The sequence below is a fragment of the Tianweitania sp. genome (genome assembly GCF_032053605.1).
GTDB lineage: Bacteria > Pseudomonadota > Alphaproteobacteria > Rhizobiales > Rhizobiaceae > Tianweitania.
Map to the genome: position 1 here is coordinate 52,427 of NZ_DAMBUH010000001.1, position 21,135 is coordinate 73,561.

17 protein-coding genes, 2 tRNA genes and 1 pseudogene are annotated in these 21,135 nt (G+C 60.0%); 9 read left to right on the top strand and 11 right to left on the bottom strand.

The genetic code is table 11. The features are described 5' to 3' along the window. The 9 genes and pseudogenes from RTX98_RS00265 to RTX98_RS00305 form a co-directional block, all read right to left on the bottom strand. Positions 1 to 652, bottom strand: a pseudogene (locus RTX98_RS00265) (amidohydrolase family protein); the annotation flags it as partial. 5 nt (positions 653 to 657) lie between these two features. Continuing rightward, a complete protein-coding gene (locus RTX98_RS00270; protein WP_312793780.1) occupies positions 658 to 1,587 on the bottom strand; it encodes a nucleoside hydrolase in 930 nt (309 codons plus the stop codon). Positions 1,588 to 1,592: 5 nt separating this feature from the next. Further along, complete coding sequence (locus tag RTX98_RS00275; RefSeq protein ID WP_312793782.1) at positions 1,593 to 2,603, bottom strand: ABC transporter ATP-binding protein; 1,011 nt, start codon at positions 2,601 to 2,603, stop codon at positions 1,593 to 1,595. Further along, positions 2,596 to 3,369, bottom strand: coding sequence for an ABC transporter permease (locus tag RTX98_RS00280; protein ID WP_189501552.1), 774 nt, complete (start codon positions 3,367 to 3,369; stop codon positions 2,596 to 2,598). The genes RTX98_RS00275 and RTX98_RS00280 overlap by 8 nt, the downstream gene beginning before the upstream one ends. After that, a complete protein-coding gene (locus tag RTX98_RS00285) occupies positions 3,369 to 4,196 on the bottom strand; it encodes an ABC transporter permease (protein ID WP_312793788.1) in 828 nt (275 codons plus the stop codon). Before RTX98_RS00285 ends, RTX98_RS00280 begins: the two co-directional genes overlap by 1 nt. A gap of 54 nt (positions 4,197 to 4,250) precedes the next feature. Continuing rightward, on the bottom strand, positions 4,251 to 5,282 hold the full coding sequence (locus tag RTX98_RS00290; RefSeq protein WP_416223033.1) for an ABC transporter substrate-binding protein: 1,032 nt from the start codon (positions 5,280 to 5,282) through the stop codon (positions 4,251 to 4,253). Next, on the bottom strand, positions 5,279 to 5,992 hold the full coding sequence (locus RTX98_RS00295) for a substrate-binding domain-containing protein (RefSeq protein ID WP_312793789.1): 714 nt from the start codon (positions 5,990 to 5,992) through the stop codon (positions 5,279 to 5,281). The genes RTX98_RS00290 and RTX98_RS00295 overlap by 4 nt, the downstream gene beginning before the upstream one ends. Before the next feature lie 3 nt (positions 5,993 to 5,995). Beyond that, positions 5,996 to 6,292, bottom strand: a complete 297-nt coding sequence (locus RTX98_RS00300; RefSeq protein ID WP_312793790.1) for a LacI family DNA-binding transcriptional regulator — start codon at positions 6,290 to 6,292, stop codon at positions 5,996 to 5,998. Positions 6,293 to 6,434: 142 nt separating this feature from the next. Next, positions 6,435 to 7,337: a glycosyltransferase family 2 protein gene (locus RTX98_RS00305; protein ID WP_312793791.1), complete on the bottom strand. Its 903-nt coding sequence runs from the start codon at positions 7,335 to 7,337 to the stop codon at positions 6,435 to 6,437. A 279-nt stretch (positions 7,338 to 7,616) separates the two neighbouring features. Between RTX98_RS00305 and rfbA the strand changes: the two genes are divergently transcribed. The 4 genes from rfbA (at position 7,617) to RTX98_RS00325 (ending at position 13,046) form a co-directional block, all read left to right on the top strand. Further along, entirely contained in the window at positions 7,617 to 8,489 is an 873-nt protein-coding gene (rfbA, locus tag RTX98_RS00310; protein ID WP_312793902.1) for a glucose-1-phosphate thymidylyltransferase RfbA, read from the top strand. A 72-nt stretch (positions 8,490 to 8,561) separates the two neighbouring features. After that, positions 8,562 to 9,404 (top strand): ABC transporter permease, encoded by an 843-nt coding sequence (locus tag RTX98_RS00315; protein WP_312793792.1) that lies wholly within the window; start codon positions 8,562 to 8,564, stop codon positions 9,402 to 9,404. A 5-nt stretch (positions 9,405 to 9,409) separates the two neighbouring features. Continuing rightward, a complete protein-coding gene (locus tag RTX98_RS00320; protein ID WP_312793794.1) occupies positions 9,410 to 10,174 on the top strand; it encodes an ABC transporter ATP-binding protein in 765 nt (254 codons plus the stop codon). A 13-nt stretch (positions 10,175 to 10,187) separates the two neighbouring features. After that, positions 10,188 to 13,046, top strand: a complete 2,859-nt coding sequence (locus RTX98_RS00325) for a glycosyltransferase (protein ID WP_312793796.1) — start codon at positions 10,188 to 10,190, stop codon at positions 13,044 to 13,046. Here the strand turns inward: RTX98_RS00325 and RTX98_RS00330 are convergent. Further along, positions 13,043 to 14,263, bottom strand: coding sequence for a glycosyltransferase family 4 protein (locus RTX98_RS00330; protein ID WP_312793798.1), 1,221 nt, complete (start codon positions 14,261 to 14,263; stop codon positions 13,043 to 13,045). The genes RTX98_RS00325 and RTX98_RS00330 overlap by 4 nt on opposite strands. Positions 14,264 to 14,636: 373 nt before the next feature. Here RTX98_RS00330 and RTX98_RS00335 point away from each other — a divergent pair. Both RTX98_RS00335 and RTX98_RS00340 read left to right on the top strand, forming a co-directional pair. Further along, positions 14,637 to 14,713: transfer RNA gene (locus RTX98_RS00335), tRNA-Asp, on the top strand. A gap of 106 nt (positions 14,714 to 14,819) precedes the next feature. Next, positions 14,820 to 14,895: transfer RNA gene (locus RTX98_RS00340), tRNA-Val, on the top strand. A gap of 165 nt (positions 14,896 to 15,060) precedes the next feature. On the opposite strand, the gene RTX98_RS00345 is transcribed toward RTX98_RS00340, so the two are convergent. Beyond that, entirely contained in the window at positions 15,061 to 15,900 is an 840-nt protein-coding gene (locus RTX98_RS00345) for a ferritin family protein (protein WP_312793799.1), read from the bottom strand. A 169-nt stretch (positions 15,901 to 16,069) separates the two neighbouring features. Between RTX98_RS00345 and RTX98_RS00350 the strand changes: the two genes are divergently transcribed. From RTX98_RS00350 to RTX98_RS00360, 3 genes are all read left to right on the top strand, one after another. Further along, positions 16,070 to 18,379, top strand: coding sequence for a 4Fe-4S binding protein (locus RTX98_RS00350; RefSeq protein ID WP_312793800.1), 2,310 nt, complete (start codon positions 16,070 to 16,072; stop codon positions 18,377 to 18,379). Positions 18,380 to 18,402: 23 nt separating this feature from the next. Next, the gene (gene nosZ, locus RTX98_RS00355) at positions 18,403 to 20,322 is read left to right on the top strand and encodes a TAT-dependent nitrous-oxide reductase (RefSeq protein WP_312793801.1); all 1,920 of its coding nucleotides are present in this window, start codon (positions 18,403 to 18,405) and stop codon (positions 20,320 to 20,322) included. Continuing rightward, a partial coding sequence (locus RTX98_RS00360) for a NosD domain-containing protein (protein WP_416223034.1) occupies positions 20,319 to 21,135 on the top strand: 817 nt, incomplete at its 3' end. The genes nosZ and RTX98_RS00360, both read left to right, overlap by 4 nt.

A 21,135-nucleotide genomic window follows, 5' to 3' on the forward strand; every position in this document is an offset into this window, starting at 1 on the left:
GGCCGCAGACCAATTTGCCAGAGGCCAGGCCGGCATCAACGATGCCACGCATCTTCGGTGAGCGGTCGAGCACGCCGCGCATGTCCATGACTTCCGCCACGCCGTGGATCGTCGGCCAAGACAGCATCTCGGCCATCTCGGACGCGTTGAATTCGGCGCCCGCCATCTCGATGCCGGGCGCGGACGGCACGCAGGATGGTGCGAGCGTCAGCACGCGTAGCGGCAGATCGCTTGCGGCTTCCGTCGCCCAGCGCACACCGTCGAGCCCTGCAACATTGCCGACTTCATGCGGGTCCCAGACGACGGTCGTCGTTCCCTGCGGCACCACCACTTCGGCATAACGGCGCGGTGTGCACATCGAGCTTTCGATATGCATGTGCATGTCGATGAGTCCCGGCGCGATGAAGGCGCCAGCAAGATCGATCACCTTGGCCGCGTCCAAGCGGTTTCCGCGCGGATGAACTGAGGCGATCAATGGCCCGACAAGGCCGATATCGGCGTCGCGGATTTCTGAGGTTGCGACATCCACAAGCCGGCCATTGATCAACAAGATATCGAACGGCGCCCGGCACGTTGCAGCATTCACGGCGCGATCGCGCAACTCCGGGGCGTTGAGATCCTGCGGTTCGATGGAAGATGCAGCCTGGGTCATCGGTTCTATCCTTCGGCAGCGTGTATAAGGGCTGCCTGCATCAGGGCACGGATGCGGGGCGCATCAGCCGTCGTCGCAATCAGCGCGTTAGGTTCGGCCTTGCGGGCACGCCATTCAATAACGGTCATGCCGCGCGTCAGCGTGCCGTTCAACTCCGCATCGAGCCGCGCTGGCGCGAAGATCACGCTCTCGGGATCAACCATCGCCGCAGCTGCGACTGGATCGTAGAGCGCCATCGGCCGACGGCCGTCATCGGCGATACGGACATAGCCTTCGAGCAAATCGGCAAGCAGTTGCGCGCGTTCGGATGGTTGGACGCGTAGCGGCTCGACATCATCGAGCGTCACCGCCACCTGACGGCAGCAATCGAGGCCCACCATGCAGATGCGCGCACCGGCATCGATGAGAATGGCGATGGCCTCAGGATCAACAGCGGCATTGAATTCGGCAGCAGCCGTATGGTTGCCCGGACCAGCTGAACCGCCCATCCAGACTAGACGCAGATCGGGGAGCGTCAGGAGATCGGGCCGCGTTTGGGCAAGATGCGCAAGATTGGTCAGCGGGCCGATAGCGAGGATGTCACGTCCGCCGCCTTCGATGAAGCGGGCGATGGCGCCGGTGGCATCCGGCAAAGCGTTGCCTTCCACCGACAGGAGCTTGCGGCCCCTGCCCGGCATACCGTCGGAACCAAGAACATAGTCGGCGGTCGCGAGTCTGCCACTGAGAGGCTCTGCAGCGCCCAGGTGGATCGGAAAGTCCCAGCCAAACTCGGCGGCTGCCGCCAATGCATTGCGCTCGACCTGCTGCAGAATGACGTTGCCGGCAACCAGCGACAGGCCTGCTATGGGGCGTGATGCCGCCACCATCAGGATGGCGGCGAGATCGTCGAAGCCCATATCCGTGTCGATCCAGACGGGGCCAGCGTTTGGCGACAAGAGGCTCACCGCCGTGCCAGAAGAACCGCGCCGGCTTGCGGCAGGTCGAAGGCGATCTCTTCGCTCATCCCGTGGCGCGGCGCGGATGCCGGCGCTTCCGCCTTTATGTCGCCGAGCGAGGTTGAAAGAAGATACTCCACGACCTGTCCGAGGTAGCTCGCGCCGACCACCGTGCCCTTATGCGCGCCCTGCCCCAACGCCACGGCATGCGGACGCCAAGCGACACCGGCAGCGGACCCGGTTTCGAAGCCGACGGGGGCGATACCCTTCAGCTTGCCGCCACTCAACTCGAAGCAGTTCTCGAACCCCATGAAATTGGCGACGAAGATCGAGACCGGCCGCTCGTAGATGTCTTCCGGCGTTCCCGACTGCTCGATGCGCCCTTCCCGCATCACGATGATCCGGTCGGCAAGCGCCAGCGCCTCGGCCTGGTCATGGGTGACATAGATCATCGTAATGCCGAGTTCGTCTTGGAGGCGCGAGAGTTCGGAGCGCATTTCCAGCCGCAGCCGCGCATCGAGATTTGAAAGCGGCTCGTCGAGCAAAAGCAGCTTCGGCTCGACAACGATCGAGCGCGCAAGCGCCACGCGCTGTTGTTGACCGCCGGACAGTTCGCGGGGCTGCCGATCGGCCAGATGCGACAGGCCGACAGATGCAAGCACCGCATCCACGCGCCGCTTGATATCGGCGCTGGACACACGGGCAAGCCGCAGGCCGAACGCCACATTCTCGAAGACGCTGAGATGCGGGAACAGCGCGTAGGACTGGAACACCAGCCCGACCCCACGCTTGTTTGCTGGCACGCGGGTGATGTCTCGGCTATCGAGCGTGATCGTGCCGGAGGCCGGCTTCATCAGACCGGCGATGGCCCGCATCGTCGTGGTCTTGCCGCAGCCGGATGGACCCAGCAGCGCGACCAGTTCCGAGGCCTGCATGGAGAAATCCAGATTCTCCACCGCAGGCGTTGGGCCGCCATAGTTCAGCGTCAGCTTTTCGAGCTTGAGAAAGTCAGACATAGCGCGAAAGTCCCAGCAGCTTCTCGGCCAGCATCACGATGGCGAGCGACATGATCGCCAGCAGGCCGGACAAGGCCGCGACGGACGGGTCGAAGTTGAATTCCATGTAAAACATCATGCCAATCGGCAATGTGGTGATGCCCGGACCGGTCAAGAACAGCGATATGGGAACCTGATTAAACGATGTGATGAAGCCGATGATGAAGGCGGCGAGGATGCCGGAGCGGATATTCGGCAGCACCACCTTGAAGAAGCTCTGCAGCCGCGTGGCACCCAGCATCACGGCTGCTTCCTCCACATCGGTTCGCAGGTTGATCAGGCTCGCGGATACGACGCGCACGGCATAAGGGACCAGCAGCGCGGTGTGGCCAATGATCAGCGCCAGCGTGATCGGGATACCAAGCGGCACGACGAGGTGGCGCAGCAGAGCCAGGCCGACAATGATACCCGGCACGATGATCGGCGCGGTCACGATGTTGCGGATGGTCTCCGCCATCGGCGGATTGTAGCGGTCGAGCGCATAAGCGGCTGGGATGCCGAGGATCAGCGCAAGCAGCGTCGAGCCGATCGCCAGCGATATCGACAGCCAGAAAGCGGATCGAAAGCTCTCGATCTCGAACACGCGCTGCACCCAGCGCAGCGACAAACCTTGCGGCGGGAAAGCCAGCGTTTCGCCGCCAGACAGACCAGCGATGCAAATGATGACGAAGGGACCGATCAGGAAGATCAGCACCAGGGTGAGAAGTGTATTTCCTGCGAACCGCATCAGCGCCTCCGCCGCACCGAAGCGAGCCGCTTCAGCAGGATGTTTGTAAGGATCGACATCACGATCAGGATCACGGCGATCACGGCGGCCGAGGCGAAGTCATTGGCGACGGAAACGCGTTGATAAAGCAGCGTTTCCAGCATCAAGACCTTGGAGCCGCCGAGGATCGCCGGCGTGACATAAGCGGTGAGCGAGCCGACAAAGACCAGCGTGCCGCCGACCACGAGGCCTTCGCGGGTCAAAGGAAGGATCACCTTGAAGAACACGGAGAACCAGCTGGCACCAAGCACGCGCGCCGCCGGCACGACGTCGCGCGGCATGTTCTCCAGCGACGAGATGAGCGGCAGGACCATCAGCGGAAAGAACAGCTGGATCAAACCAATGAAGACGGCTGTTTCGGTGAACAGGATGCGCAGCGGCGCATCCGTCGCGCCGATCGAGGTCAGCGCCACATTCACGAAGCCGGTTCGGCCCAGGATCACCAGCCAGGCATAGGTTCGAGCGACAGGCGAAATCATCAGCGGCAGAACGAGGAGCGCTACAAGCCGCCCCTTTGATTTCGGCCCAGCCTCTACAACCGCCATCGCCACGCCATAGCCGAGGACGGCCGATACCGCTGTCACGATCAGGCCGAGCCTAAAGGTGCGCAGGAACACTTCCCGGTTGAGCGGCTGCGAGAAGAAGTCGGTATAGTTGGCAAACGTCCACGCATCGCCTGTTCTGAACGCGCCAGCGAGCAGGATCAAAACGGGGATGATGAACCCGACCAGCACGAACAACGTCGCGGGCGCGAGTAGCAGGATGCCGAGACGGCGGTTAGCGAACATATGGCGATCTCCGGACGGCCGACGCGCGACCGCCCTTCAAACCCTCGCGGGCGGTTAGTTGGCGACCTTGCTGTTCCAGCCGGAAAGCCAAGCGTCGCGGTTTTCAAGTTGCTGTGCCGGCGGCAGGAAGTTGATGGCTTTTGCCGAGTCCGCACCGTAGGTCAGGCCTTCGGCCTTATTCTCGGGCAGCGTGACCTTGGTGTTCACCGGGCTGTCCACTAGTCCTTCGGCCAGCTTCTGCTGCACTTCGGCAGAGAGCCAGTAGTTGATGAACTGCTGTGCAAGTTCAGGGTCCTTGGCACCCTTCACCAAAGCCAGCACGTTCATGCCGCCCGTCTGGCCTTCCTTCGGCGTCGCCCAGGCGATCGGCATGTCGAGCTTCATGAGGCTCGGCCAAGAAAAGCGGCCGGTGACCGAAGCGATGACTTCTTCCTGCTGCAGCAATTGGGTGAGTTGCGAGCCGCTGTTGTAGAAGGTCACGACATCGCCCTTGTGCTCGGCGACGAGATCGATCGCATCAGCGAACTTCGGATCGTCCTTGCCGATCGCCTTTTGAAGCATGAACAGGGTGATCGGGCCCTGCGTGCCCGTAATGTTCGGCAGCGCCACCTGACCCGCGAGTTCCGGCTTGAACAGGTCGAGCCAGCTTTCGATCTTCACGAGGTCGGAGCGATACACGATCGACGTGCCGTAGAACGTGTAGCCGACGCCCATTTTGTTGCCGAGCGGATCCTTGGCGAAGTCGTAGATCTCAGCGAGATTCGGCACCTTTCCCGGATCGATCGGCGCGAGCAAACCCTTGTTTGCAGCCTCGAGCGCGTTGGCGTCCGAGAAAGCGATGACGTCGACCGCGGGCGCGCTGGCATTCACTTCGAGCTTGGCCAGACGTTCCGAAGCGGTGCCCGATTCAACCACCACCTTACAGCCACACTGGGCTTCGAACGGATCGTAGAGCGCTGTCTTATAGGCGTCCTGTGCGATGCCGTAGACGGAGATGGTCAGGGTCTTTTGCTGGGCGAAGGCCGAGCTGGACCCTAGCGCAAGCAGGCTCATTGCACCCAAGGCCAGGATGTTGCGGGCGGTCATGCGATTTTCCTTTCGCAAGAAGAGAAGCGGGGAACAGAAGTTGAAGCGCGGACGACGAGCGTCATCGGTGAAAGCCACGAGCCGCTGGCGCGACCGGTGGCAACGGCGAGCGCGTGCTCGGCAATGGAAGTGAGATCCTGGCGGATCGTCGTGAGCGGTGGATTGACGATACGACCCCAGATCAAGTCGTCGAAACCCGTGACGGACAGATCTTGCGGCACGCGAACGCCGCGCTCCAACAAACCGGAAATAGCACCGACGGCAATCGCGTCGTAGGCCGCACAGATCGCAGTCGCCTCACCCATGCGCCATCCAAGGGCAAAGTGGCGCCCGCTTTCGAAATCAGGCCGCACACCATCCTCACGACAGTCGACGCCAGCCTCGTCGAACACGTCGCGCATTCCGGCGACCCTATCCTGCGACACGTAGGATTGTGCCGCCGAACGGAGGATCTGCACGTTCATATGGCCAAGCTCGACCAGATGCCGCGCCACCAAGCGCCCACCTTCCCGGTGGTCCGATGAGACCATGTTAGCAGGGTTGCTGCCGCTATCGACGATTGCAACCGGCACGGAAAAGGCCCCTGCATCAAAGGGAGCACCGCGAAGCGGAATGACGATCAGGGCTTCGACGCCACGGCCCAGGAAGTCCTGCACACGCTGCGTCTGCATCGCCGGATCGCTCATTGCGTCGCCAACCAGCAACGCCATGCCCTACGTGTGGGCAGCGCGTTCGAAAGCACGCACAAAGTCGGGAAACAGCGGCATGGAGAAGTCTGGGACCACCAGGCCCAACAGCGTGCTGCGACCCGTCCTCAGTGCACGCCCTGCATGCGAGGGCACATAGTTCATAGCCTTTGCGGCAGCACGAACACGGTCAGCCACCTCGACCGAAACGCGACCGCTGCCCGACAGCGCGTTAGCTACAGTCGCACGCGACACGCCAACGGCATCGGCGATCTTCTGCATGGAGGTAGGACGGGCATCCGGCATGGTAGCACGTGCTACCATCATGATTTCGTCGGGTCGATTCGTTTTGCAACGAGGCTGGGGAAAACTTGGGAGGGCTAGGATCGCCTGGACGTATGTTTGGCGAATTCATCTATGGTGGCTGCTTCGGCGTATCATCCGCGGCAATAAGCGGGCCATCTTTTCAGAGAGCGCCAGCACGCCCAATGATTCCATCCCGAAAACCGCGAAGCATCAACCGCAATCGCTTCGACTTTGCCTCACCCTTCAAGGTGTAAACGGCAATATACACAATGGCTCGGTAAGCAAAAAACAGGCGCCAGCCAGGTTTGATGTAGGACCGTTTGGCAAGCAGAAGCGCATTGCGGACCCAGTAATAATTGCGGATAGGCGCGTGAAGGGAGATGTTGCGGCCGGCGAGCTTGACCCGCCCAGCACCGATCGTGTGATCCATGACTACCTGCGCACTCTGAAAGTGCCGGTAGCCGCGCGCCGTCGCGCGAAAACCCCATTCGAGATCAACCAGATCGATGAACAACGGGGCGTCCATCAAGCCAACGTCCCGCAACACGCGGGCAGGAAGAAGCGAGCCGGACGCGATCACGAAGTCCGCTTCAACTGGATCGGGATCGTTGGCCTGAACTGTTGTGCGAACCACACGCCATCCTTTTGCCCGCCAAACGGCGGCAATCCTGCCGTCATGCGTGTCGCGGAATGCATTGCCGACGGATCCAATCGGCACACCTTGCGCTTGAAGTCGGTTGTGCAGACAGGTCAAGGAACTAACGACATCGGGATGGAGGACCGTATCCTGGTCCATCAGCAGAACGCCCGCAGCTCCTGAATCTAGCGCCACCTGCAAGCCTCTGTTCTGCGCCGATGCTAAGCCTTCGTTGAGGCCAAGCGGCATCCACGTGGCATCGATCCCCTCTACAAGCGCAGCTACCACCTCGGACTTTGACGAGCCGTTGTCGACCACAATCAAACGGCTAACCTGAGGAACAAGCGCGTGCAGCACCTGCGTGAACCCATCTAAATCCGGGTTGTAGGTCACGAGCACGCTGACGATCGTCTGCGGCGTCAGCAAGGTCTCATCAGCGCTGGCTTGTTTGATCGCGGGGAATGGCAACGAGCGAGCGGGCCTTGTGGAAAATGGATGGCGTCGCCTGCCGTTGCGACGAGCATGCGGTGGCATAGGCAAGTTTCTAAACGAGCCGGTGTCTTCTTAACACCCGGTGTCTTCTTAACACAAAGTGAAGCGCTGACCACCAGCCGTCAGGCAGCTCTCCGTAGTTTCCTCTGGTTTTATGCGGATGCCGCCGGTATGAGCGCGCTCTATAGAGTAACATATGGACGAGCAGGTATCATGAAGGGCATCATCCTTGCGGGCGGTAGCGGTACACGCTTGCACCCAATGACTTTGGTGGCGTCCAAGCAGTTGCTGCCGGTCTACGACAAGCCGATGATCTATTATCCCTTGTCGACACTGATGCTGGCAGGCATTCGAGACATCCTGATCATCTCCACCCCGCACGATCTTCCTCGCTTCAAGGCCCTGCTCGGCTCGGGGTCGCAGTGGGGGGTCAATTTCTCCTACGAGGAACAGCCGAGCCCGGACGGGCTGGCGCAAGCTTACTTGATCGGCGAGGAATTTATCGGCGGAGAGCCTTCCGCCCTGATCCTCGGCGACAACCTGTTCTACGGACACGGCCTTCCGCAAAGACTGCAGAGCGCAGCAAATCAGGCTCATGGCGCTTCGGTTTTCGCGTACCACGTGCAGGATCCGGAACGTTACGGTGTTGTGGCTTTCGACAAGACCGGTCGTGCCATCTCGATCGAAGAAAAGCCGCTGAACCCTGCCTCGAACTGGGCCGTCACCGGGCTATATTTCTATGATGGTCGTGCCTCGCAGTTTGCCCGTAATCTGAAGCCATCGCCGCGCGGCGAGCTTGAGATTACCGATTTGAACCGCGTCTATCTGGAGGAAGGCAGCCTGAACGTTCAAACCATGGGACGTGGCTTTGCCTGGCTGGATACTGGCACGCCGGACTCGCTCTTGGAGGCAGCTGAGTTCGTGCGGACGCTCGAACATCGTCAAGGCTTCAAGATCGCCTGCCCCGAGGAAATTGCCTTCAACCTCGGCTTCATTGACGCGGCTGCGCTCACTGAACTCGGGAACGCTCTAGGCAAAAGCAATTATGGGAAGTATCTGCAGCGGCTTGCCCAGCAGGCTGCCTGATTGCAACGCTGCTTGGGCGACAATTAGCGTCTACAGCTGCTTTATAGCGCGCTTTTGAGTAAAGGACGATTCTTGCCTGCTTCTTCCTCGCAGCGCGTATTGGCGATCAATGCCGCGGATGCCGCAACGGGCCGTCTGGCCACGGTATGGAATGATTTGCGCGAAGGTGTTCGCTTGCGCGAACTCTGGTTGTTCCTCGGCTGGCGCGACATCCGCCGGCATTATCAGCGCTCGGTATTAGGGCCGCTGTGGCTGACGCTCTCGATGGGCATCATGGTGGCCGGCCTGGGCATCCTGTATTCCCAGATCTTCAAAATGGACATTCGAGAGTACCTGCCGTTTCTGGCGATCGGATTCATCATGTGGGGTTTCATCGGCGGCACCATCACGGCGTCCTGCAACGTGTTTTCGAGTGCGGCAGGCTCGATTCGGCAGATCAGGTTACCGCTCAGCGTTTACGTCTTCCAATTTGTTTGGTCGCAGCTGATCGCCTTCGGGCACAACTTCGTCATTTACATCATCATTGCCGTGCTGTTCGGAATCAATCCGGGGTTCCAGGTACTCCTCGCCGTCCCAGCGCTCATCTTGATGGCACTGAACGGGATGTTCTGTGCGATGATCCTGGGCCCCCTGTGTGCTCGCTTCCGAGACATTCCGATGATCATCGCCAGCATCATCCAGGTTGCATTCTTTATGACTCCGATCCTCTGGAGTGCGACGCAGATCCCAGAACGGGCGGTGTTCGTGAACATCAATCCCTTCTACCACTTCATCGAAATTGCACGCGATCCGCTGCTTGGTCAGACAGGCTCACTGCTGAATTGGCTCGTTTGCATCGGCATCACGATTGTAATGGGCGTCTTGGCGCTGGCCTTCTTCTCGCGCTTCCGCGCCCGCATCGCATACTGGGCTTAAGTCATATGGCCGCGATCACCCTGCAGAACGTCTCCGTCGATATTCCCATCCTGGATGTCAGCAGCCGCTCGTTGAAGAACAACGTTCTTGCCGCGGTAACCGGCGGCCAGATCAAGCCGACCGCAGGCAGCAAGAAGGTCACGATCCGGGCGATCGACAATCTGTCGCTCGATCTCACCCATGGCATGCGGATCGGGCTTATCGGTCACAACGGCGCCGGTAAGTCGACCATCCTGCGTGTCATGGCCGGCATCTACGAGCCAACTGCGGGTTCCGTCAAAGTCGAAGGCGACGTCGCAGCAATGTTCGACATCGGCTTCGGGATGGATCCCGAAGCCTCCGGCTGGGAGAACATCATCCTGCGCGGCATGCTGCTTGGTTATAGCCGCAAGGAGATCGAGCAGCGTTCTGAAGAGATTGGACGAAGCTCTGGGCTTGGCGAGTTTCTCAATATGCCCATGCGGACCTACAGTGCCGGCATGGGCACACGGCTGGCTTTTGCTGTCTCCACTTCGATCACACCGGAAATTCTGCTGATCGACGAAGGCATCGGCGCCGGCGACGCCGCCTTTCTCCAGCATGCGAAAGAGCGCCTACGCAACTTCATCGGGGAAGCCGGCCTCCTTGTGGTGGCCTCGCATTCTGAAGAACTCCTGCGGCAATGGTGTACCACCGGCTTGTGGATGGAGCATGGGCGCCAGCGCGCCATCGGCCCTCTCGATGAAATTCTGGCGGCCTATAACGAGGCGCATGCCGTACCCACGGCTTAGGAAGGCAATTGCGATGGCTGACCTCGATCCCGTCTACGATGCGGATTACTATCGTTCGCATTGCGGCAAGCTTCCCTATGACCGCAGCGAACCTGCTTGGGCACAGTTCTTCGCGAATGTGGCAAGCCAGCTGATTGATGCTTTCTCGCCGAACACCGTTTTTGATGCTGGTTGCGCGCACGGCTTCCTCATGGAAGCTTTCTGGCATCGAGGCGTCGAAGCACGCGGGCGCGACATATCTCATTTTGCGATAAGTCAGGTGCGCCAGGACATCCGCGAGTATGCGGAGCAAGGATCTCTCACCGAGACGATCTCCGGCAAGTACGATTTGGTGACTTGCATTGAGGTTCTCGAACATATGACCGAGGATGACGGTCGCCGTGCGCTTGCCCATCTCTGCTCGGCTTCTGATCTCGTCCTGTTCTCTTCATCTCCGGACGACTTTGAGGAACCAACCCACATCAACGTGCGGCCGACGCTCTGGTGGCTGCAGCGCTTCGCAGAACAAGGCTTTGCGCCCGTTGAAGAGCATTCCGCCTCCTATCTGACCTGGCATGCCTTTGTCGTCAGACGAACAGCCGCGTCCATCAGTGCTGATCGCCTGACAGCTTTTGCGCAGAAAGTGGCAAGGCAGAAAGCGGACCATCAGCACCGTTTGCTCGAGGCAACTCTGCATGATTTGCGCGCCGCTAAGGATGAAGCCGATCGCGCTCACGATGCCAAGGTGGCAGAGCTAAGCCGCGACAACCTTTCGGCTCATCACCGTATAAAGCAGCTGGAGTCTGAGCTGGTGAAGACCGCCGCTCTCACGTCAGAAGCGCTGGAGCAGGCAGAGAAGCTACGCCAGGACCTGCATATAGCGAGCACTTCGCTGCAGGTCATTGAAGGCAGCTGCATGTGGAGGTCAACGTCGCCCCTTCGTAAGTTGGGCTCTAATCTCCCTGTTTCGGCGCGCCGCATCGCGCGCTTGAGCCTCAAAGCTGCTTACTGGGCATCCACGCCTCACCTGACGCGGGCACGCTGGTGGTACCTTCGGGATCGGTATGATCGTGAAGGCCTGCGTGGTCTTCTAGCCGGCGTCGCACGATCGCTCAGCGACACAAGTTCAACTGCGATCGCCGATGATTATCAAAATTGGATTGCGCTGTATGACACGCTTTCCAACGAAGACCGAAGCTCCATTCGCAGACACATCGACAGGCTTTCATACAAGCCTCTCATTTCGATCGTTGTTCCTGCCTACAACACGCCGGCCGAGACCTTCCGGCAGATGATTCAATCGGTCCAGGCGCAGCTCTATCCGCATTGGGAGCTGTGTATCGCCGATGATGCGTCACCGTCTGCGCAGATCGCCGAGCTCCTGAAAGTGTTCGCCAAGGACGATTCTCGCATCAAGTGGATGCGCCGCGAGAGCAATGGCCACATTTCTGCGGCGAGCAACAGCGCACTGGAGCTTGCAACCGGCGAGTTCGTGGCCTTGCTTGACCACGATGACATCCTTCCCGAGCATGCCCTTTACGAAGTGGCCGTAACCCTAGACGCGCATCCGGATGCTGAGCTGGTTTATTCGGATGAGGACAAGATCGACGAGACCGGTCGCCGTTACGATCCATATTTCAAGCCGGACTACAGCTATGATCAGCTCCTTGGCCAGAACTACATCAGCCATCTGGGTGTGTATCGCCGCAGCACATTAAAGCAGCTTGGAGGGTTCACAATCGGCGCGGAAGGCAGCCAGGATTATGATCTCGTTCTCCGCCTGATCCACTCCGAGCATTGTTCGCCTGAGCGCATCCATCATATCCCTGCAATCTTGTACCACTGGCGCCAGGAGCGGAGTGGTGGTTCGTTTTCGCAGTCGCAACTGGAGCGATGCATCAAGGTTGCGCGTACGTCGATCAACAACCAGCTGGCGTCCAGCATCGAAGGGGCTACGGCAGTCGCCAATCCCCATGTCCCCTCCTGGAACCGTATCGAATGGCCGCTGCCATCGCCTGCTCCTTTGGTCAGCGTCATCATCCCAACGCGTGACCGCGCACAGTTGGTTCAGCAGTGCGTTGAAGGCCTGCTTCATCGCACGGCTTACGACAACATCGAGATCATCATAGTCGACAATGAGAGCATCGAGGACGAAACGCTTTCTCTGTTCGACGCTCTGACGACCGACTCACGTATCCGGGTGCTCAGGATAGACGGCGCCTTCAACTACTCGGCTTTGAACAATGAAGCCGCCCGTAAAGCCAGAGGCGAAGTGCTCCTGTTGTTGAACAACGACATCGACGTCATGCACGAAGGTTGGCTTCGAGAGATGGTCAGCCTGGCAGTCCGTGAGGATGTTGGTGCCGTGGGAGCCAAGCTTTATTACGCCGATGATCGTATCCAGCATGCCGGCGTACGACTCGGCGCCGGTCATTTCGATGGCGAGACGGGGGTGGCAGGGCATGTCGGTCACGGAAAGGGGTCAAAGGATTCCAGCTACTTTGGCCAGCTAATGCTCGTCCGCGATGTCGGAGCCGTGACCGCGGCCTGCCTGGCAATTCGACGCAGCGTCTTCCTGGAGGTCGGCGGGCTTAATGAGACCGACCTGAAAGTCGCGTTCAACGATGTCGATTTATGCTTGCGTGTGCGGCAGGCAGGCTACCGCATCCTGTGGACGCCTTTTGCCGAACTCTACCACTACGAGTCGGTTTCCCGCGGTTCTGATCTTGCGCCGGAGAAAGTCCAGCGGTTCCGCTCGGAGTGTCAGTACATGATCGACACGTGGAAGCCGCAGTTGATGAACGACCCGTTCTACAATCCCAATTTCGAGAACCTCGATCAGGAATACAAGCTTGCCTTCCCGCCGCGGCGCAAGAAGCCGTGGCTGGTCTAAGATTTCGCTGAACCGAGCAGGCTGCCGGATTGGACGCCGGTCGGTTCGAAGATTGAGAACAGCTTCCCATACATTTGCGCGACGGCGTCGATGATGTCGGCCTCGCTGAAGCCTTGATGGATCCGCTGGCGCGCTGCGGCTCCCATTTGCACCATGGCATCATGATCCTGCGATAGCTGAATCAGAGCATCAGCGAGCGCGTGGGCATCGTTCGGCGGGACGATTCGTCCCTCGATACCATCCCGAACCAGGTGCCGGCATCCTGGAACATCAGTGGTCACGATGGCTCGACCGCATGCGGCAGCTTCGAGAAGCGTGCGGGGCAGGCCTTCGCCGCCACGCGACGGCAGGCAGGCGACGTGATGCTCTCGCCAGACGGTACGAACGTCGCGAACAAAGCCGCGCCACTCAATCCCCTCTTCGGCCGACCATTCACCAAGAAGCGCGGGCGAGATGGCTCGAGGATTTGACGGGTCAGGCTCGCCACAAAGCGTGAGGCGGATGTCATGGCCTTGGGCCCGCGCGATTCGGACAGCTTCGACGGCCAGGTCGACACCCTTGGACCATAGCAGACGCGCAACCAGCGCCACGCGCAGCGGTGGGAAGGCTGGCATCGGCAGCTCTTGCAGATGGTCCGGATCAACCCCCGCCCCGCCCACAATCGTCACATTGGCATCTTCAGGCCGCAAGCCGAACTGGCTGGGATCGTCGCTGTTCTCGAATAGGAAGTGAGTTTCCTTGCTCTGGAAAAGCCCGCGAATGGGCAAGCGGATCGCCGCATCGGCAAGGCGGCCGGTAAGGTCTTTCTTGGCACTGAGAAGGCCACCGCCCGTGACAGCAAACACCCGCCGCTTGATTCCAGCCAACTGGGCCGCCGGTGCGCCAACAAGGATGGAACGCAGGGCGATGCAATGGACCGCGTCGATCTTCTCTCGCCGCAGGATACGGGCCAACCTCGTTACAGTCGAAACAAGGCCGAGAGGATTGAGGCTGCGGCGATCTGCTTCCAGAGCGATCACACGGGCTCCAGCAGCCTCGATGAGACCTGCATGATCCCTCACCCGGGTAATGACCACCGGCTCAAGCCCGGCTTGCCGTGCGGCGCGCAGCATTGGCAGAAAATGCGATGCAAAGAACCAGTCTTCCGTCACGATAAAGGCGATCTTCGGGGTCGGAGCGGGGTTCTGCAGCACCTTGTCAGTCACCAGTCTATTCATACACCCGACTTGATCTTTCGTCGCACCTTCAGCCTACAAAGGAACTGGTGCTTGTCTGAGTGGATCTTGTTTGCGTCCACCAGACGCGTCCTTGCGCCGTTAACACGATACGCAACCGATGAACAGCAAGGCCGGCCTACGCTAAGCCGCCCGGTCACCGAGTGACACTATGGCGCCGGCCGACCCCGACCTGCCGAAGACCAAAAGTCTGGATGCAGCAAGGGCCTTCTACCCGCGAAAACGATCCCTGCCGGCTGCGTTCGAAAAAGAATTCACAGGAACATCAAAACTCTTTGCCAGGGTCGCTTGACACCCCCGAACGAACTTCGTAATTGACCGCCACGTCGCGGCCACCGGTTGCGACACGAGATGCGCGGGTGTAGCTCAGTTGGTTAGAGTGCCGGCCTGTCACGCCGGAGGTCGCGGGTTCGAGCCCCGTCACTCGCGCCATTCTCGTCAAAGGGTTAGCCAAAGCCCTTTAAGCAGAAGATGAATTTTCTTCTGGTATAAACTGGTAACGGACTTCGTGCAGCACGCCGGTCAGAAACGGCGCTGAGGGCGATTAGCTCAGTTGGTAGAGCGCCTCGTTTACACCGAGGATGTCGGGAGTTCGAGTCTCTCATCGCCCACCATTTTCTCGCCTGATTGCCGTTCAGCTGCCTCCTTCCCCGACCAAATTTCGATCTGTGAATCACCGTGTTTTGCCGAAGTGAATCGATGCTTTCGAAAAACCCATGTGGATGTATCGGGACGCAAAACGGGCACGCCGTAAGAGCTCTTAGCGTGACTTGCCTTTGTTAGCCGGTCCCCGATAGCCCGTTCATCCGATAGATCGTGCTGACGAGATCCGCGGCGCAGCTTTGGGCATGACGGCGAGTCGATTCGTCGTCTTCGCTCTCAGCGCGGTTGAGGTAGAAGTCGAGCAGCCATTCCGCGAGAGCTAGTGGCCGCTCCGCTGTTCCCTCAGGCAGGTCTGCCACAGATTCATTGTTGCCGAGGCTTTCTTTCTTCGCTTCCTTGGCGCGTAGGGCCGCTTTTTCTGCCAGGCTATGTAAGGCGTGTTCTTCCGGACCTACTTGCCTTGCCAGACGGTTGAGATGGTCGGTTAGCTGCGTTTCCAACTGGAACAGGTCGACGGACTGGAGCTCGCGCTTTTCGCGCAGGTCGTGAAAAGCGCGGCGGCGTTCACGGCGAAGGGTGGCGACATGGCCCAGCTCTTCCCGAGCCATCTTCTCGGCGGCGTGTCGGATCTCGTTTGATGCGGCATGGGCGGCCACATAGGTCCAGAACACGAAGGCCCGTTCCTCGTTTCGAACGGCAACAGCAAAGGCGCGATAAGCGTCCAGAAGCTCGGGCGCGACGAACGCGGCGCCTTCATCATCGAACATTGGTTCCGACGGCGGCTGAACCAGCTGAGCAGCGAAGGTACTGTTCTCCATCCAGGATTCGACATTTCCGAGATGGCCTTCTTCCTCGCGGATCAAGGCTTCGAAGACGGCGGTCAGATCAGGGCGCTTGGCTTGCCGCATCCGCTCGGCCAGCTTGTGGTAGCCAGCGATGGCTTCCTGCTCCATCGCTTTGGCTTGGGCGAGCAATTCGTCCATGGAGTTGAGCATCCAAGGCTCGCGGTGGTTCATGACGCGTCTCCAATGTGGCTCGCCCACAGCACGCGCGGGCTTTTCCTTTGGATAAAAGCATATGCCGCAAACTTAATGCGGCTTGTTTGTTCTGCCGCAAAGTCCCTCACCGACAAGCTGAATAAGCAGTCCGAGATATGAGTTTCGCGACGCAGAACTAACAAATCAGATGGTGCATTTTCGCTCTTCCACCGATATGGCGCGCGATTTCTACGTCTTGTTGGGCGCCCTGCTGATTGCTGTTTTGTTGGCTTGGCCGAGCCACGCTGCAGGCCAGTTGACGAGCTTCCTGGACAAGGTGCAGCCGTCCGAGCTTTTCGAAGGGGGGGATCGATTTGGTGCGCCGATCGGTGATCCACAGATCGTTCCGGTTCAGAAGGGCGATTCGCTTCTCGGCTACGCCTACCTCAATTCCGATTTCACGAACTCGATCGGTTATTCGGGCAAGCCGATCCACATCGTGGTCGGCATCGATCCGAAGGGCGTAATCCGCGGCTTCAAGATCGTGGCGCATCATGAGCCGATCGTGCTGATCGGCATTGCTGAAGCAAAGATCGTCGCCGCGCTGAATGGCCTTGTCGACAAGGACATGGGACGCGTCGCGACGGGCAGTGAGCGGCCGCCGCAGGTGGATATCGTCAGCGGTGCGACGGTCACGGTTCTGGTGATGGGCGACAGCATTGCTCGCTCTGCGGTTCAGCTCATACGAAGCAACCGGCTGAGCGACGCCAGAGCGCCGACGGCAGCAGCGACGACGACGGAGATCCGTAAGCTCGATCTCACCAAGACGGCCACGAGCAACTGGCAAACGCTGATCGGCGACGGCTCGGTGCGCAGCCTGCGCATGACGGTTGGCGAAGTGTCGGAAGCCTTCCGCCAAGCCAACCAGCCGGCTGCGGCGGACAAGCCGGAAACGCACAATCCGGACGACCGCTTCATCGACCTTTATCTTGCACCCGTTAGCGTGCCGGCGATCGGTCGAAGCCTGCTTGGCGACACTTCCTATGACCGTCTTGCCTCCCGGCTAAAGCCTGGCCAATCGGCGATGCTCGTTGCCGGTGACGGCGCTTATTCCTTCAAGGGATCGGGCTATGTGCGCGGCGGCATCTTCGATCGCATCGAGTTGCTGCAGGATAGTCAGGGGTTGCGGTTCCGCGATCGCGACCACACGCGCATTCCCACGCTTGCGGCCGACGGCGCTCCACGTTTGCGCGAGATCGCCCTGTTCGTGGTGTCGAGCGACTTTGCCTTCGAAGTCACCAAGCCTTTCGAATTGCAGATGCTGGTGCAGCGAAATGCGGAAGGCCGCAACAAGGCGGTCTTGCCCTACAACTTGGGCTACACGCTGCCGGACCAATATGTGACGATCGAGCAGGTGCCGGCACCTGCCCCGGCCGCGGCAACTCCGGCGCCTTCCACTTCACCTGCACCAGCGACGGCAGATACCGGTCAGGTCCTAAGCGATCAGCAGATCGCTGACGGCCAGCCGCTCTGGGTACGGATGTGGGAGATGAACCGCATCAACATTGCGATCGCCACGGTTGCCCTCGTGGTGCTGACGGGCATTTTCTTCTTCCAGGACTGGCTGGTAAAGCGTCCGATCATGTTCGGCTGGATCCGGCGGGGCTTTCTGCTGTTCACGCTGGTCTGGCTTGGCTGGTACGCCAATGCGCAGCTTTCAGTGGTGAACGTCCTCACCTTCTTCAACTCCCTGATCAACGGCTTCAACTGGGAGTTCTTCCTGTCGGCGCCGCTGATCTTCATTCTGTGGGCATCGGTCGCCGCCGGTTTGCTGTTCTGGGGGCGCGGACCGTTCTGCGGCTGGCTTTGCCCGTACGGCGCGCTGCAGGAGCTGACCAACAATCTCGCACAATGGCTGAAGGTGCCGCAGGTCCGCCTTCCCTGGGGCCTGCATGAGCGGCTTTGGCCGATCAAATACATCATCTTCCTCGGCCTGTTCGGCCTGTCGCTTTATTCGCTGGCTTTGGCTGAGGTGTTTGCCGAGGTCGAGCCCTTCAAGACCGCGATCATCCTGAAGTTCGCGCGGGAATGGCCGTTCGTGATCTTCGCGCTGACCATGCTGGCCGCCGGTCTGTTCATCGAGCGCTTCTATTGCCGCTACCTGTGCCCGCTGGGTGCCGCACTCGCCATTCCCGGCCGCATCCGCATGTTCGAATGGCTGAAGCGCTATCCCGAATGCGGCTCGCCCTGCCAGCGTTGCGCCAAGGAATGCCCGGTGCAGTCGATCCACCCGGAAGGGCAGATCAACGTCAACGAGTGCATCTACTGCATGCACTGCCAGGAACTCTACCACGACGATCATCGCTGCCCGCACATGATCCAGGTGCGGTTGAAGCGCGAGAAGTTCATGGCGCTGTCCACGCCGGCCTCGCGCGGCGAAGCGCCTGCCAAACCCGTCATCACTCACAAAGGCGTGCCGATCGCGAAGACCGATCAGCCTGCCAGCAATTCCGCATGAATAGGCAACCAAGGAGAAACGGAATGTCTATGGAAGAAAGCAAGATGCGCCTCAGCAGGCGTCAGATGCTGGGGTCGACAGCAGCCATCGCGGCGGCCGGAGCGGCCACCATCGGCGGCGCGGTGACGCTGACCGGCGGTGCCATTACGCCGGCAGCAGCACAGTCGGCTTCGAAGCACACCACGGAAGTGAAGCCGGGCGAGCTCGACGAATATTACACGTTCTTCTCGGGCGGCCACAGCGGCGAAGTCCGCGTCGTCGGCATGCCTTCGATGCGCGAGCTGATGCGCATTCCCGTCTTCAACCGCGATAGCGCGACGGGCTGGGGTCAGACCAACGAGAGCCGCAAGATCCTGACCGAAGGCTTGCTGCCGGAGTCGATCGAGGCACTCAAGGATCAGGGCGGCGTCTACCACAACGGCGACCTGCACCATCCGCATCCGTCCTTCACCGAAGGCACCTATGATGGGCGCTACCTGTTCGCCAACGACAAGGCCAACACGCGCGTTTGCCGTATCCGCCTCGACGTCATGAAATGCGACAAGATCATCCAGCTGCCGAACCAGCACACGGTTCACGGCCTGCGCGTTCAGAAATATCCGCGCACCGGCTATGTGTTTGCCAATGGCGAAGACGGCGTGCCGATCCCGAACGACGGCAAGGTCCTGGACGACAAGAAGCAGTATCAGGCCATCTTCAGCGCCGTCGATGGCGACACGATGAAGGTTGCGTGGCAGGTGGCCATCGACGGCAACCTCGACAATGTCGACTGCGACTATCAGGGCAAATATGCCTTCGCGACCTGCTACAACTCGGAAGAAGGCGTCAACCTCGCCGAGATGATCGCCAACGAGCAGGATTGGATCGTCATCTTCAACCTGAAGCGCATCGAAGAAGCCGTTGCCAAGGGCGACTTCAAGGAGATGGGCGGCGTGCCGGTGATCGACGGCAGCAAGGGTTCGCCCTATACCCGCTATGTCCCGGTGGCCAACAGCCCGCACGGCATCAACACCGCGCCGGACGGCATCCATGTCGTGGTCAACGGCAAGCTGTCGCCCACTGTTACCGTGTTCGACGTGCGCAAGTTCGACGATCTCTTTGACGACAAGATTCAGCCGCGCGACACCGTCGTTGCCGAGCCGGAAGTGGGTCTTGGACCGCTTCACACCGCCTATGACGGCCGGGGCAACTGCTACACGACGCTGTTCCTCGACAGCCAGATCTGCAAGTGGAACCTCGAAGACGCCATCCGCGCCTTCAAGGGCGAGAAGGTCGATCCGATCCGCCAGAAGCTCGATGTGCAGTATCAGCCGGGCCACAACCACACTTCCATGGGCCAGACCAAGGAAGCCGATGGCAAGTGGCTGATCTCGCTGAACAAGTTCTCCAAGGACCGCTACCTGAATGTCGGCCCGCTGAAGCCTGAGAACGACCAACTCATCGACATTTCCGGCGACGAGATGGTGCTCGTGCATGACAGCCCTTCTTTCGCCGAGCCGCATGACGCCACCATCGTGCATTCATCGAAGATCAACCCGGTGAATGTTTGGGATCGTGCGGATCCGATGTTTGCGGATGCTGTGAAGCAGGCGCAGGCCGACGGCATCGACCTGATGATCGACAGCCAGGTGATCCGCGACGGCAACAAGGTTCGCGTTTACATGACCTCGTCTGCACCGGCCTTCGGTTTGGAGCAGTTTGCGGTCAAGCAGGGCGACGAGGTGACGGTTTACGTCACCAATATCGACGACGTGGAAGACCTCACACACGGCTTCTCCATCATCAACTACGGCATCAACATGGAAGTCGCGCCGCAGGCCACCGCTTCGGTGACCTTCAAGGCGAACAAGCCGGGTGTGTGGTGGTATTACTGCTCCTGGTTCTGCCATGCCATGCACATGGAGATGAAGGGACGCATGTTCGTCGAGCCGCAGTCGGCCTGATGATCATGCGTCTCGCGACGACAACACGCTGGATGGCGGCCACATTGGCCGCCCTCCCCGCGCCTGCGTTGGCGGCCAGCCTCACGGTTACGCCAACGGATGGTCGTGCCTTGCAAGCCATCATTTCGGACGCTGCACCTGGCGACACGCTCACGCTTGAAGCAGGCAGCTATGCCGGCCCGATCACGATCGACAAGCAGATGGTGCTTGAAGGCAAGCCAGGCGCCATGGTGGTCGGCAACGGCAAAGGCAGCGTGATCACCGTGAACGCACCTGGCGCGATCGTGCGCGGTTTGCGTGTCAGCGGATCAGGACGCGACCTGATGGTGCGCGATTCCGGCATCTACGTCGCGCAGTCTGCCACGGGTGCACGCGTGGAAAACAACGATGTCACCAACAACCTGTTCGGCATCTATCTTTTCGGCGCTGTCGACTCAGTCGCGCGCAACAATCGCGTCGTTGGCCTGAAGAGCGGGCGCATGAGCGAGGCCGGCAGCGGCATCACCGTCTGGAACGCGCCGGGCGCCAAGCTGCTCAACAACGACATCAGCTTCGGCCGCGACGGCATCGCGACGAGTGCCAGCAAACACAACACGTTCAGCGGCAACACCTTTCGCGATCTGCGCTTCGCGATCCACTACATGTACACCAATGACAGCGAAGTCAGCGACAATGTCTCGATCGGCAACTCGGTCGGCTACGCCATCATGTTCTCCAACCGGCTAAAGATCACCGGCAATGTCTCGGATGGCGATCGCGATCATGGCTTGCTGCTGAACTCGGCGAACAGCTCGGAAATTCGCGGCAACAGGG